The organism is Streptomyces sp. NPDC001604 (assembly GCF_042893475.1).
Classification (GTDB): Bacteria; Actinomycetota; Actinomycetes; order Streptomycetales; family Streptomycetaceae; genus Streptomyces.
In genome coordinates this window covers 141,410-155,062 of sequence record NZ_JBIAUY010000021.1, presented here as the reverse complement: position 1 = coordinate 155,062, position 13,653 = coordinate 141,410, and the positions used below count along the sequence as shown (strand labels likewise).

The following is a 13,653-nucleotide window of genomic DNA, read 5'->3' as shown; positions in this document are numbered from 1 at the left end:
GCCTCCCCTCCGGACGTCGGCCGGCCCATGACTGTCGGCGGGGCCTCCCGTCAGTGCGACACGCGGTACCCACTCGGCGTTGAATCCCGCTCTACGGCGACATCACGGTCGTGCAGCGCGCCCAGTTGGTTCGCGTAGGCGTCTCAGCCGTGCTCCCGACGCCACTGGCCGAACTGCAAGCGGGCCGCCGCGCGCCCGGTAACCATCGCGGAGCCGAGAGTGGCGTCTGATCCTACGGCCGCGCCTAGCAGCGCGGTTAGTCCAGCATCCATCGCCTCATCTGCTTACGGCCGGGCTTACCTGAGGTGCGATCAGAGGCGAGACCTGCGGCTCTCAGGTCACCTTATGAGTCCGAGCGCATGCGTCACCAGGCAGCGTCTACGGCGCTTGGTCGCAGGCCCTATTCGGGCCTGGGCTCGGTCAGATAGACGCCGGAGAGCGTGCCGTTGTAGCCCGCTGCCTGGGCCGCAGCCTCCAGGCTCGGGTAGTCCTGGCCTCCGACGTCGATCATCGCCTCGTAGTCCGCACCGGTCAGTTCGCGCTCGACCCACTGGTGTGCGCAGCGGCAGCGGATGCTGATCTCGTTGCGGTCGCAGATCACCATCCAGTCGCGCCGGGCGCCGCACTGCCGGCACATCACGAGGATCCCGGTGATGACGATTTCCTCGGGGTGGGTGGTGGCACGGAGACCGATGTCGCCGTCGCCGAGCTGCATCTCCTGCTGGAGCCGCAGCAGAGGGTCGTCGCCGAGGGCCGTCTCCGGCGCGACGGTTCTCTGAGGGGGGAGGCCTTCGGTGAGGATCTGCATTGTCTCCTTCTCCATAATCAACCAGCCCTAACAGGCCCTGGCGGTCGGTATCCATCTTTTTGTGCTGCTCAGCGCCTCGGTCCTCGGGAGCGAGGGGCGACATGGCGGGTCTCAGCGGTCGTCTCGGGCGCCTGTGGCGGGGTCGGGTGGGAGTGTGATTGCGCTGCCCTCCCGTTCCTACGGGCACGGGGCAGGTCCATGGTGGCGGGGAGGTTGCCGATGCGTCGCAGTCGCCAGACGAGGACGTCGGTGACGCTGTCCGCGGTGTCCAGTTCGCGCCATTCGATGGCTTGCTGGAGCAGGGCATCGGGGTCGTGTCCGGCGCGCTCGGCCTGGTCCAGGGTGGCGGCGAGGGCGTCCCAGCCGGGTTCGCGGCGGACGGACTCGGCCTGCTCGGGCAGGGCGGTTTCGAGGGTGCCGGCGTACCGCTCTCGTACGGGTTCGGGGAGACGACGGCCGTGCTCGCGCATCGCGTTCATGGGGGATGCGGCGGCTGATCGGTAGGCATTGCGCAGGTGTTGTGCGGCGCGTTGGGCGGCGACTGCTTGCTGAGCGTGGCCGCGGGCGGAGTGCCAGCGCACGGCGGCGATCGTGATGAGGACCATCGTGGCCAGGAGCATCGCGGTGGTGCCGCCGTCTTCGCCTTTGCCGAGGGCGTTGCCGGCGCGCATGATGCCGCGGGCGGCGGAGCGGATGGCTCGGTTGTCGGCGTGCTCGGCGCGGATGTGGGAGCGGGTGGCGCGTTCGAAGGCCCGAGCGGCCTCGGCGAGTTCCTTGCGGGTTGAGACCGGGGCGGTCTGGGCGAGTGCGTCGAGGAGTTCGCCGACGCCGGCCAGTTGGGCGGCGGAGTCCTCGTCGTCGTTCCCGTAGAGGATCACTGCCGCCCGTTCGGCGACCGGGGCTGCCTGGCGTCGGGCGCGTGCCGGGCCAGGTGCTCGTTCACCGGCATGGCCGGTAAGGGGTTCGTCGTCGGGTAGTCCGGAGTCGAGGCGCTGGCGGATCCTGGGCAGGGAGAGGTCCGGGGCGAGTTTCGAGCCGGAGAACCAGACCGGTTCACCGTCGCGGTTGCGGTCCCCGGGGAGGGCGACCTTGTATCCGAGGGTGTCGCCGGACGGGGCGATGCGCTGTTCGACCCGCAGGCCGGCCTCGGCGAGGCGGCGGAAGAACTCCTCCTCGCTGGCTGCTCCGGCCAGGGCGTGGCGGACGCTCTCCCGCAGGGTCTCGCGGGGTGTCTCGGTACGGCCGGTTCGTTCGGCTTTGGAGCGTTCGGCGCTGGTGGGGCGCTGGGCGGCGGTGCGGTCGCCGCCGTTGAGGATCTGCAGGCCGAACTCCTTCTCGATCTTGCGGCATTCGGCCTGGGCGCGGATGCCGTCCTCGTGACGGCGGGGGCTGCGTCCGTCTTCGCGCTTGAGGGTGGCGACGAGGTGAATGTGGTCATCGGCATGGCGTACGGCGATCCACCGGCAGGCGTTGTCGTCGCCGTATTCGGCGATTCCGGTGGCGTGGACGATGCGGCGGGCGACCTCGGCCCATTCGGCGTCGGTGAGGTGGCGGTCGCCGGGGGCGGTGCGGACGGGGCAGTGCCAGACGTGCCGGACCGGGCGCCGGTCCTTCGGGAGGGCGAGGACGGGGAGGTCGAGTCGGTCGGTGAGTTGCTTGAGCGTGGCGGACGGGTCGCGCCCGGGGTCGGGGGCGAGTTCGGGCATCCAGGCTGCGACGAGGTGCGGATCGGTGTGTTCTTCACGGCGGCCGGGGCCGTAGAGGTAGTTGAGGAGCCCGTACGTGCGGCTGCCGGTGGAGATGTCGGGGACCACCGTCAGCGCCGCGCGATCTCGGTCGCGGCGGTCTCGACCCGGTCCGCGGCCCGCAGGACACGGGCGACCGCGGCGTCCACGTACTCCACTTGACCTCCGGAGTTGAGGATGCGTGCCACCTGGTTGAGGTTGCCGCCGACACGGGCGAGCTGGGCGCTGGCGGCCATCAGCTCTTCGACCCGGCCGCGCTGGTCCAACAGCCAAGGCTGGGGACCTCCTTGAGCCTGGGCGACCGCGATCGCCGCGTCAGCGAGGAACCCGGCGGTCTTCAGACCGACAGCTTCGGCCGCGCGCTTCACCAGCGCGAGTTCGTCGGAGGTCAGACGGACGCTGCGGACTTGGTCACGGTGCACACGCTGGCGCAGGCGAGGGCGCGTACGCGGTGCGGCGGGCGGGGTCGGTTCCCCTCCTGGCTGCGATCCGCCCTCGGTCGCAGCCTCCGAGTCCGGCACCCCCTGGTGCCGGGCCTCCCCCGTCGCTCCCGGGGCGGGGGTAAGCCCTTCCGAAACTCCTCCGCGGCCCGTGGCCGCGGAGGAGTTTCGGAAGGTACAGCTTGCTCGGCTTCGTGCCGGGCAGTCACCTTGCTGCAGGTCAGAGGTTGTTTCGGGCGATGCGGAGCGAGTCATCGGGGCGTCTGGGCCTTCGTACGGCGCATGTCGCGGAGGACCTCGGTGACGAAGTCGAGCGCGAGGACCGGATGGTGCAGGGTGCGGGGCGTGCTGACGGGCGTTCGTTGGACGGTCCAGGTGCCGTCCGGGCCGGGTTCGGCGCGGTGCAGGTGGCCGTATCGCAGGAGCACGGTGATCCAGGCGTCGGCTTCGGCGGGGGTGGCCGGGGTGGTGCGCATCGTGGTGTCTCCGGTGCGTGGAGGGGGGCTGGTGGGGTGTGGGCGGGCGGCCCGGCTGTGGCCGTTGGCCGCCCGCTTGTCCGGGCAGGTCGGTCAGCCGGTCTTGGTGGCCGACTTTTGGCCGGTCTCGGCGCGGAGTTGTTGCATCAGGGCGGTCAGCCGGTCATTGGCCAGCGTTTTGCCCTGTCCGCGGATGGCATCGGCGACAACCCCGCGGGTGACCTTGCCCGCGTCGGCGACCGCCTGGCGGGCGATCGGCAGGAGGGTGTCCGCCGCCTCTGCGGTGTCCGAGCCGCCGTTGTCCGAGCTCTCCGAGGCGGTGTCCGGGCCGATCTCCGGCTCGGTGACCGAGGGGGCGGCAAGCCGCAGGCGGGTGACCGGGGCAGGTCTACTGACCGACTGTCTGCCCAGGTCATCGGCCTCTCCGCCGTTCGCCAGCTCCGCCTCCGGAGCCCTCGCCGGGTGTCCGGACGGCTCCTCCCGGTCAGCCGTTCGCGGCACGTTCGGACCGGAGGTGACCGCCGGACGGCCGTTCTCCGACCGGACGAGCGTGGCCGAGTGGCCAGAGGCGGCCGGAACCGGCCGGTGACCGTCCGCCGCGAGCGCGGTCTCCGGCCGGTCAGCGGCGATCCGGTCAGTGCGGACGGTGAAGGTGTCCGGGTGTCCGTGGTGACCGGCCTCTGTGACCCGGCGGGCGATGAGGATGTACAGGTGGACGGCTCCGGCCAGGGCGAGCGGGGCGAGGGTGGACAGGGCGCCGACGGTGACGTCGCCGAGCCGCAGTCCGCCGCCTCCGGGGTGCTGCTGGTTGAGGCGTACGGCGTGCAGGGCGTTGGCCCAGATGCTGGCGGCCGTCGCGGTGCCGAAGAGCGTCCACACGTACAGACGGGCTGCGAAGGAGGCGGTGCGCAGGACCAGGAGGGCGCGTACTCCGTAGGCGATGAAGCCGTCGATCACCAGGGGGAAGAGGAACGTGAGGGGTCCGCGGACGTGTATGGCGGTGGCCATCTGCTGCAGGGCGTCGTACGAGAGCGCGCACCCCGCGCCGCCAAGCGCGACGATCGCGGCTCGGTCCCATCCGGTGATCTGGGCCGGTGTTGGTGCACTGTGGCTCACGCGGCAGTCCCGAGGTCGCCGCGCGCGGGGGTCTCGGCTGCGGGTGTCTTGAGCTCCTTGGCGGAGCTGGCCTTGGGCTTCTTCTTCCCCTTGTTGGCCTTCTTCTTCTGGTCGACGGCGCGGTTGCGGATCTTCCGGCGGGTGCGTCGGTAGAGCTTCTCGGCGTGCTCCTCGGTGACCTTGAGCAGCCAGGCGAGTCGCTCGGCCGGCACCTCGGCGTGATAGGCGGCTATGACGACGGCGTCGCGCTCGGCCTGGGTGAGGTGGATGTCGCGGCCAGCGAGCACCTCGTTCACGCGGGCGTAGTCGAAGCGGCGGTGGAGGTTGCGGTGCAGGGGGTCGCGTTCCTCTTCGGTCATGCCGCCCCGGATGCCGTCGCGGTCACCGTTTTCGAGGGCGGCGTCCAGGCAGGTGGCGCGGACGGGGCACTGCGTGCACAGGGCCTTGGCGGCGCGGATGCGGTCCATCTCGTCCGGCTCGGGGAAGAAGATGTCCGGGTCGACCTGGTGGTGGGTCGTCGAGCGGCAGGCGGCACTGTCGTGCCAGGTGAGGTCGCCGAGGGTGCGCGGGGTCTGGTTCTCGGTGCTGTGCATGTGGGGGTCTCCGGTCGCCCCGGGCGCGTTTTGGGCAGGCGCGTCCCAGGGGGCGGTGCGTGAAGGAGGCGGAAGCGGTGGCAGCCGGTCGCGGCGGGGATCAGGCGGCGGGGATGCGGCGCCGCTGGGCTGCGAGGGCTCGTCTGCGGTCGGGGCCGTCGAGGATGACCTTGTCGCTCATCTCGGTCAGCCGGGAGGCGACCCGGTCGCCGATGTGCTGACGCAGGTCGGCCATGCCGAGGTTGGTGGTGATGAGCGTCGGGAGCATCTCGTTGTAGCGGCGGTTGACCAGCCGCATCGTGATCTCCTCGGTCCACTCGCTGTTCTTGGCCGCGCCGAGGTCGTCGATGATCAGCAGCGGGCAGCGGGCGAGGTCCATCAGCTCCCGCTCGCCGTCGTGGCCGGGGCGGGGTCGCAGTTCGGCGTAAAGGTCGGCGGCCGTGGTCGCCTTCCAGCGCAGCCGGACTCCGGCGATGAGCAGCGAGCGGATCGCACCGTACGCCTGGTGCGTCTTGCCGGTGCCCGTGGTGCCGACGATCAACAGCGAGCGGCCCTGCGCGATGCCTGGAGCCCCCTCGGGTCCGGGGCGGCCGGCCTCGGCGATCGCGCGGACCCAGGCGGCGACCGCCGGGTGGTCGGCGACGGCGGCCTGGTAGCGGGCCGGGATGCGCGCCTGTGCCGCCTGAAGGGCGGGGATCGGCTCGAAGGGGTCGGTGAGTTGGACGGCTGGGTCGATGCCCCGGGCGGTGAGGATGCCCGCCAGGCGGCGGGCGATGCCGCCGATGGGCTGGGCGTCGCGGTCGCGCATCACAGCTCCTCGGCGTAGGCGGCGGCAGGGTCGGTGGGGTTGGCCCAGGCCCGGTGACCGGGCACGTTAGGCCGGGATTCCGTCCGCACCAAACCGGCGGGGATGGCGTTCATGGCCTCGTGGACCAGGCTCGGCAGGGTGCTCGGGTGCAGTCCCTTCGCCCGGTGACGGGCAAGTCCGGCCCGGATGTGGTCGGGGGCGATGCCCTCCGCGAGGAGTTTGGCGGTCTCCCGTCCGAGGTGACCGAGTACGCCGCTGGGCGGGCGGTGGGTGCAGGCAGCCGCGTACTCGGCAATGAGCTGCTGAGTTGAGACGGTCTCCGGTGCGGGGGCGCCTGCGCTCCCCGAAGGAGAAGTAGTTCCTAGATCCAAGTTCCTAGGTCCTAGATCCGGACCGTGAGGGCTCGGCGAGGGCTCACTGAGTCCTCCGTGAGGGCTCCGTGAGGGCTCACTGAAGGCGCCTTGGCCTGGCTTTTCACGGTTCACGGAGGTCTCATGCGGACTGCGCGAGGGCTCGCTGAGCGCTCCGTGAGCCTTCACTGAGGCCTCAGTGACTGCTCCGTGAGTCTGCGGCGCGTCCTCATCGCGCTGCTCGACCTCGTGGGTCGGGCAGGCGGGGAAGCGGACGCCGCTCGGTCGGTTGACCCTCTGGTGCTGGCGCCAGGTGACGATGTGCAGGTACCGCTTGCCGTCGTCGCCCTCGTACCGGCAGATCAGGTGGGCGGCGGCGAGTTGGGTCAGGTCGTCCTCGACCTCCACGGGGCCGTGCTCCGGGCGCAGGGACCACAGCAGCCCGGCGAGAACAGCGGGTTGGTCGCGGAAACGACCGTGGTCGTCGGCCTGGGTGAGGAGGCCGAAGAAGGTTCGCTCGGCAGCGATGGAGACCTCGGCGAGGGACTCCGAGGCGAAGGCCTCCGGCTTGATCGTGCGGATTCGTGCCACGGTCAGCGGCCTCCGCCCCTGGCGGGACGTGCCTCGACCGCAGGTCGCAGGGTCCCCGTGGTCAGGTCGAGGTCGTGCGCCTCGTCCCAGTCCGCCTCAGGGTAGGCACGGATCACCCAGCGTGCGGTCACGCGCTGGGCCCGGTTGAGGGGTATGAGGTTCCCCTGCTCGTCGTACGCGCGGGTGTAGGGGCTAGGCCAGGTCTGGCAGGGCTGATGCTGCGAGACGCGGACGGTATGCGCGCCGGGCACCATGTCCGCGAGGAGAACGGCCAGACGGTGTTGGCGGGTACCGGCAGTGGGGTCGACGGTCTTGGCGGGCTGGACGTCGAGCGCCCTTCCGGCCCAGGACTCGGGCATGCCACAATTCCTTACTCGTAGGTGGGGTGGGTTGGCCGTTCTCGTCGAAAAGGTCAGCCGACCCGCCCCGGTTATGAATCCGCGCCCTCAGGGGTGGCGGTCCTGGCGCCCGGAAGCTGCTAACTTCTGGGCGCCGGTCTCATCTCCCGCTGAAAATCACGGACTTGACGTCTAGCGTGGCTCTCATTTCCTCCCTTGAGTGGGCTCCGGTTCGGCGGTTTCGCCGACGGACCAGCAACATATGCACACCGCTGCAAACACTCCAACGGATTGCAGGGTATGAGCCGATCCGACGCCAACTCGACATACATCGCTGAGGCGATGCGTCTCCGCCTCTCGCCGGCAGCGTTCCGCCCAGCGGCTACGAAGGCGTTGCATGGTGTTGAGGTGCAGGTGCTTGGCGGCAGCGCTGACGGCAGCGTCACTGAACTATGCTTCCGGGCCCATGGCTCGTCAGCCCCGAGCACCCCTGCGCAGGCGAACTAATTCCCAGCCGACGTGCGGCTCATGAATTCCCGCTCAGGTGCCGCTAACGGCACGTCAATGCGGGCCAGAGCCGCTGCATCAATCGCACGCCTGGCCCTAACGGCCATACAGCAGGCCGTCGTTTGAAGCAGGGGCATACGAAACTCCTCACGTGCCAGCCACTCCGCAAGTTCCGCGCACGGACACGGAGCAGCCGTGATGTGATCTCAGCGCCCCCGCGGAATAGCCGGAACACAGACCGCCTGGCGTTCGAGGAATGCGACCTCTCCGGCGCCGATTACGTCTTGGAAGCGCCCCGTGCGCACACGACGCGTGGAACCCTTGCGGGTCGACCTCCTCGGCATCAGCGCCGCTGGAGATCGGAAACGAAGACCGGACGAGCGTGCGACGCTCCCCGCTTTTCGCTAAGCTGAAGCTATCTCCACTCACATAAAAAGTCAACGCACCGAGGTTCCTTCGGTTTGCAGAAAAATGAGGTCCGATGCCCGCCCGCTACTTCGACAGAGGTCGTGTACGTGCCGTGCGGCGCGCTGCCGAGGTCGCTCAGGCCGACGTGGCGACGGCAGTCGGCGTCGCGGACTCGACAGTCGCCGGCTGGGAGACCGGGTTGGCGACTCCCGACCCGGAGAAGCTGCCCGCCCTGGCGAAGGCGCTCAAGCGGAATCTGGACGATCTCTTCCCTCGCACGGGACTCCCGGACCTGACCGATCTGCGCTGTGACGCCGGCTACTACCAGTACGAGACAGCCAAGTTGATCGGGACCAAAAGCGCGGGCCCCGTTGCAGGAGCCGAACGTGGTGAACGGCGGCTCAAGGACAAGTACGTCCCGGCCCTGGCCCAGGCCTACGGAGTGAGGGAGGAGGAGTTGCGGCGAGCCGAGGACCGGTCGATCGCCAAGGCACAGGGTGGTCAGGCCGAGGCCGAATCGGAGGCCACCGGGACTGCTCCGGCCTCCATGGGCCCTCCCGGCACGTTGGCGGAGAGGATCACCCTGCTCCTGGAGCGCTCGTATCCCGGAGACCAGGGCCCGCCGACGGACGAGGAGATCGCCGACGCGGTCAACACGCACGCCGGGGCACGGGTCATCTCCGCGGCAGGAGTTCTGGATCTGCGTACCGGCGCCGTTGAGACCGCATCGCCTGTCGTCCTTGAGGGCCTGGCTGAATTCCTCGGTGTATCGCCGATGTACTTCCAGCCGGATGACGCCGTGGCCCGCCAGGTCTACGAGGGCCTCCAGCTCCTGTCCGCATCGAGGAAGGGGACCGTGGGCCGAGTGAAGGGGCGCGGGATGGGCTCTCAGGGTCTGCCGACGAACGTCATGGAGTTCGTCAACAACCTGGTCACGGAGTTGGAAGAACGAGAGCCCGACGCAGACGAGTAGCGCCTGTCCGAAGCCCGAGAGCGAAGGCTTCGGACAGCATGCGGGTCAACTGCGCTGGGTCGGTTCTCTACGGTTCGTGGTGCTGGCCGCCAGCGACAACGGCGCGAATCGCTCGTAGCGCGTCGAGGTTTTCGAGCGGATCCCCTTCGATCACCAACAGGTCTGCTCGGAATCCCGGGGCGATCCGGCCTGTCGTCTCACCCAGGCCCAGCGCGTCGGCCGCGTCAGCAGTCGCCATGTCAATGATCTTGCTGCTCGGCAGGCCCAGGTGCGCGTAGAACGACAGGGCCGGCACCAGCCCGTCGAACCCCGCGCGTTGGACACCCGCGTCGGTTCCGGCGATGAGCCTGGCGCCGGCTTCCGCCATCTGCCGGACCAGATCGAACATGGCCGCCGCCCGCTCCTCGCCAAAGAAGCGAGGGAGCATCTGCCAGTGAGGGCTCACAGCCGGGCAGACTGCGATGCCGTCGTCGACGATTCTCTTCAGGACGTCCTGCCGGAGGTCGAAGCCGTCGCCCGTCATCCACGTGCAGTGCTCGATCGTGTCCACACCCGCTTCCACGGCCGCGGCGATGCCGTCCGCACCGTGCGCGTGCGCGGCCACCGGCACACCGACCTTGTGGGCCTCGTCCACCAAGGCCCGCAGCTCTTCCGGGGTGAACTGGCTCTCCCAGCTCTTCGGCCCGTCCTTGGTCAGACCGCCTCCGGTCACCATGGCCTTGATCACGCCAGCGCCTGCCGCCAGGTTGCGTCGTACGAGATCTCGGACCTGGTCCACGCCGGAGACCTCGCCTCCCAGGAAGTGGCAGTGCCCTCCTGGAGGGGTGGCCGGTGTACCCGCAGACACGATGCGGGGGCCGGACGTGCCTCCCTTGCAGACCTCCTCGGCCAGGCGAAGCGCCAGGCCATTTCGGTCTCCCAGGTCCCGGACCGTCGTGACCCCGCTGCGCAGGAGCTGCTCCGCGCGTCGGCGCATGTCCTCCAGCAGTGTCTCGTCGCTCGACTCGGCGAGGGTGGCCACTGGGTCACTGCCGCCGTCAAATACGAGATGCACGTGGGCGTCGATCAGTCCGGGCACGACCGTCGCGTTGGGAAACGCCAGGTGCTTCACGTCCGCGCCGACACGGTCAACGAGTTGTGCGCGCGGTCCGACTGCGGCGATCGTGTCGCCCTCGACGAGGACCGCGCCGTCCTCCAGGTATGTCCCGGAGCCGGTCAGGACCCGGCTGGCGGTGATCAGCATCTCGTTACTTCTCCCTCGTTCTTCCACAGTCATGCGGTCAGCCGGAGCGCTTCCGACACCGCGATCAGCTGTCGTACGTCCGCGTCCCGGTCGTCCTCCTTCGGCACCGCGAGCGGCACTGCCTGTCCCGGGGCAGGAGAGCCCTGCCGGATCGTGACTGCGGCACGCCGCAGCCGGCTCGCCAGTTCCGCCGGCTCCAGGCGGAGCAGGTCGGCGTCATCGTCCTCGTCCACCAGATACGGGCTGATGTCGACCAGGCCGTCCCGGCATTCCACTATCCGCCGGTGGTAACGGCGGTGCACGCCATGCGCCCGCCACCGGTCCCACAGCCCGCTGGAGGCCGGACGCAGTTCGTTCCCCGGGTAGACCTCGATCAGCAGTTGCCACAGCGGCGTCAGCCGACGGTGATCCCGCCGTCGGCGCAACCACAGGCGCATCGCCGTGATCCTGGCACGGACCCCCGAATAGGTGACGCCTGTGACGAAGAGCAGACTCGACACCACCAGCCCGGCCGCAACACTGTTCATGAGCCGGTCCGGAACGGCGCCGCCGGTCCATCGCACGGCGACGAAGACCGCACGGACGGCGCAGGCCACCGCCATCGCGCCGAGGCCGATCGCGGTCATCCACAGCCCCGTCGCGTGGGGGCGACCTGACATGCGGGCATAGCGGGCGGACCACCGTCCGGCAGCACCGAGGGCGTACATCAGATACAGGCCGGCGCCGGCGTAGAAGAAGGCGACCTGCGGGATCGTCATGTCCGCCGTGCTGAACGAGCCGGCGAGGGCCTCGTGCGGCACGCTCACCGCCGCCAGCATGATCGCCGTCGCGACCACCGACACGACCAGGGCCTCCCACCGGGCGCGACGGCGTGCTGCCTGCCCGTCGGCCGAGTACAGGTAGAAGCACATCAGGAAGTAGACCGTCCCCAGCAGCAGGACGTTCTGCGCCAGCTTTGCCGCGCCGTGCCCGGCCACGGTGTCGATGCCGGTTGCTCCCCCGGGCATGGCCACGGGATAGGACAGACCCGCGCACAGCAGCGACAAGGCGACCGACCGGGTCGGAGCGTCGTGCGGGGCGCGCGACCACAGATAGAGCCGCCAGATGACCGCGGCCGCGATGATCAGCAGGAGGGTCTCGCTCACGGACTACAGCCACCCTCGCCGGTCGCCCAGAGCGGACTGGACCCGACGTACCTCAGGGTCTTCCGACAGCGGGGGCAGTTCATCGAGCACCGATGACCACTCCAGGATGATCGTGGCCGCGAGTTCGACCGAGCACTCCTCCCGGTCTTCGTACGAGCAGCGGCGGGCGACCCGTCGGATCAGCTTGGGGTCGAGCACTGGGATGAGGGACGCCCAGCCCTCAACGAAGTCGTCAGGTGACTCCTCCGGCGCCTTGGCCTGGTCCTCCTCCCACTCGGCGACAAGGATGTGGAGGATCTCGTGGAGGATGATCTGTCGCTGGTGGAGCCGGGTCGTCTCCTGCTGGTAGAGGATGACGTCCATCTGCGGCGTATCGATCCACAACCCGGAGGGCCCCGGCTTCCCCAGCGGGAAAGGTCGCAGGACGATCGGGCGCCCGCGCCTCTCGCTGAGCGCCTTGACCAGTTCCTCCACGTCCAGAGGTGGGTGGATGCCGAGCGTGCGCAGTTCCTGCCGCAGCCGACGGTGGAGGTCGCGCTCCACGGTCCGCCTCTCAGCCATCCGCCAGCGCCCGAGCCTCCGGCGTGCCACCCTCTCCCGGGCAGGCACCGTAGGTTGCGAAGAGCGACGACTCTCTTCCGCAGACATTTGAGCAATCCCTTCGTACCGGCCGATCGGGGCCCTTGCTCGGGGCCAGGCGCCAGCCACCACGGGTCAACGATGTTCTGGCCCTCGGACCGCATATGGGGGTGGCGTCGGCGCCGAGACCAGCGCCGAAGGACGCACGCCTGCCTCAGAGATCGAGCCGCGAGGAACACGCGAGGGCTTCTGCGGACTCACTGGATCGCTAACGCGAACAGCTAAGCCACCGATAGGAAGCCCTTGCAAGAACAATCTCGGACCCTACGTGAAGTTCAGATGAGATCAAGGCCGGATTGCTACATCCCAGATGGCAGACGACGGGAGGTGGCCGCCCTCAACAAAACCCCACAAACCGACAATTTCATCTTTTGATCATGGTCGTGAGCTGCTGATTCACTTGCGTTCATATTGACCACCGCCGCGCCTCACGACGAGCACTTCCGTTATCTTTTCGAGATACCTAGAGGGATCTCAATCTGCATATTGAGCATCTATCGGTGCAATATGACGCCACCTCAGGCTCAGGCAGGTGTGTGTAAGGGGTCACTTCTGCGCGAATCTGTACATCACTCCGCGTTACGCTCCTGGGTATGCCTAGCGAGATATTCAGCCAGACCCCTGAACACTCAGCGTTCTGGAGCGAGTACCACTTGTGCACGCTGACCACGCTTCGCCCCGACGGAAGTCCACATGTAGTGCCCGTGGGCGTGACGCTCGACGCGAACAACGGAGTCGCCCGGGTTATCACACGCAAATCAAGTAAGAAGGTCGCCAACATCCAGGCGTCCCGCCCCGGCGAAGCCCGCGTGGCCGTCTGCCAGGTCGACGGTGGCCGCTGGGCCACCTTGGAAGGCACGGCCGAAGTGCTGACAGACGCGGAAGCGGTGGACGACGCCGTGACCCGCTACGCCGACCGTTACGGGCGGACTCCGGCTCCGGATCCGGAGCGCGTGGTCATCGAGATCACAATCGACCGGGCCATGGGCCTGGTGAACCTCACCCGGCCGAAGACTTCCTGAATGTCTACGAGCCGGGCGGCAACCGCATCGAGTTGTGCCTTCTCACCCGCCTCGTCCTCGCGCCCGACTGGCCGCTGATCACCTGGACCGAGGACGAGCGCAAGAAGGGGCAGGCCTGGGGCCTGAAGACCATCGAGTCGTTCCACGCGCACGGGACGCCGTCCGTCGCCTAGCCGGCGGGCGGACGGGACATTGGGCTCATGCGGGAGCCTGTACGGGGGCGGCTCGTCCGTGGGTCGTGCTGAGCCTCGCGGTCTCGCCGGACGCGAACCGGCGGGTGCCGGCGGTGCTGCGCTACCTGGGCGGATGAGCCGACGACGCCTGAAGAGGACTGCTGACCAGCGAAAACACCGAACCGCTCCTAAACTTGCAGCGGAAGCGAGCCCTCCAGTGGTGCGTCCTGGCGCGTCCGGTGCTGGAAGGCGGTGGCGCTCTATGTAGTACGTCGCGG

The 13,653-nt window shown here is 69.0% G+C and carries 14 protein-coding genes and 1 pseudogene; 3 read left to right on the top strand and 12 right to left on the bottom strand.

Translation table 11 applies throughout. The annotated features are described in order from the left end of the window. Positions 1–400: 400 nt before the first annotated feature. From ACFY1E_RS39995 to ACFY1E_RS39955, 9 genes are all read right to left on the bottom strand, one after another. Entirely contained in the window at positions 401–808 is a 408-nt protein-coding gene (locus ACFY1E_RS39995) for a hypothetical protein (RefSeq protein WP_389085433.1), read from the bottom strand. Between the two features lie 68 nt (positions 809–876). Then, positions 877–2,622 carry a relaxase/mobilization nuclease domain-containing protein gene (locus ACFY1E_RS39990; RefSeq protein ID WP_389085430.1) on the bottom strand — a complete coding sequence of 582 codons (1,746 nt, stop codon included), beginning with the start codon at positions 2,620–2,622 and terminating at the stop codon, positions 877–879. Between the two features lie 2 nt (positions 2,623–2,624). Beyond that, positions 2,625–2,975 (bottom strand): plasmid mobilization protein, encoded by a 351-nt coding sequence (locus tag ACFY1E_RS39985; RefSeq protein WP_389085428.1) that lies wholly within the window; start codon positions 2,973–2,975, stop codon positions 2,625–2,627. A 269-nt stretch (positions 2,976–3,244) separates the two neighbouring features. Continuing rightward, the gene (locus ACFY1E_RS39980) at positions 3,245–3,469 is read right to left on the bottom strand and encodes a hypothetical protein (protein ID WP_389085425.1); all 225 of its coding nucleotides are present in this window, start codon (positions 3,467–3,469) and stop codon (positions 3,245–3,247) included. A 93-nt stretch (positions 3,470–3,562) separates the two neighbouring features. Next, a complete protein-coding gene (locus ACFY1E_RS39975) occupies positions 3,563–4,585 on the bottom strand; it encodes a DUF2637 domain-containing protein (protein WP_389085423.1) in 1,023 nt (340 codons plus the stop codon). Further along, entirely contained in the window at positions 4,582–5,178 is a 597-nt protein-coding gene (locus tag ACFY1E_RS39970; RefSeq protein WP_389085421.1) for a WhiB family transcriptional regulator, read from the bottom strand. The genes ACFY1E_RS39975 and ACFY1E_RS39970 overlap by 4 nt, the downstream gene beginning before the upstream one ends. A gap of 100 nt (positions 5,179–5,278) precedes the next feature. Further along, positions 5,279–5,986, bottom strand: coding sequence for an ATP-binding protein (locus ACFY1E_RS39965; protein WP_389085419.1), 708 nt, complete (start codon positions 5,984–5,986; stop codon positions 5,279–5,281). After that, entirely contained in the window at positions 5,986–6,927 is a 942-nt protein-coding gene (locus ACFY1E_RS39960) for a hypothetical protein (RefSeq protein WP_389085416.1), read from the bottom strand. The genes ACFY1E_RS39965 and ACFY1E_RS39960 overlap by 1 nt, the downstream gene beginning before the upstream one ends. 2 nt (positions 6,928–6,929) lie before the next feature. Continuing rightward, positions 6,930–7,286: a hypothetical protein gene (locus tag ACFY1E_RS39955; protein ID WP_389085414.1), complete on the bottom strand. Its 357-nt coding sequence runs from the start codon at positions 7,284–7,286 to the stop codon at positions 6,930–6,932. 967 nt (positions 7,287–8,253) lie between these two features. Between ACFY1E_RS39955 and ACFY1E_RS39950 the strand changes: the two genes are divergently transcribed. Next, positions 8,254–9,153, top strand: a complete 900-nt coding sequence (locus ACFY1E_RS39950) for a helix-turn-helix transcriptional regulator (protein WP_389085411.1) — start codon at positions 8,254–8,256, stop codon at positions 9,151–9,153. Between the two features lie 67 nt (positions 9,154–9,220). Here the strand turns inward: ACFY1E_RS39950 and ACFY1E_RS39945 are convergent, their stop codons facing one another. The 3 genes from ACFY1E_RS39945 to ACFY1E_RS39935 are packed head-to-tail and all read right to left on the bottom strand — an operon-like array spanning position 9,221 to position 12,102. Next, complete coding sequence (locus tag ACFY1E_RS39945) at positions 9,221–10,396, bottom strand: amidohydrolase family protein (protein ID WP_389085409.1); 1,176 nt, start codon at positions 10,394–10,396, stop codon at positions 9,221–9,223. A gap of 29 nt (positions 10,397–10,425) precedes the next feature. Beyond that, on the bottom strand, positions 10,426–11,541 hold the full coding sequence (locus ACFY1E_RS39940) for an MAB_1171c family putative transporter (protein WP_389085406.1): 1,116 nt from the start codon (positions 11,539–11,541) through the stop codon (positions 10,426–10,428). A gap of 3 nt (positions 11,542–11,544) precedes the next feature. Beyond that, a complete protein-coding gene (locus ACFY1E_RS39935) occupies positions 11,545–12,102 on the bottom strand; it encodes a hypothetical protein (protein WP_389085403.1) in 558 nt (185 codons plus the stop codon). A 671-nt stretch (positions 12,103–12,773) separates the two neighbouring features. Here ACFY1E_RS39935 and ACFY1E_RS39930 point away from each other — a divergent pair. Both ACFY1E_RS39930 and ACFY1E_RS39925 read left to right on the top strand, forming a co-directional pair. After that, positions 12,774–13,202, top strand: a complete 429-nt coding sequence (locus ACFY1E_RS39930) for a pyridoxamine 5'-phosphate oxidase family protein (protein ID WP_389085401.1) — start codon at positions 12,774–12,776, stop codon at positions 13,200–13,202. Then, positions 13,196–13,375 (top strand): annotated as a pseudogene (locus tag ACFY1E_RS39925) (catechol 2,3-dioxygenase); the annotation flags it as partial. The gene ACFY1E_RS39930 and the pseudogene ACFY1E_RS39925, both read left to right, overlap by 7 nt. Positions 13,376–13,653 lie beyond the last annotated feature (278 nt).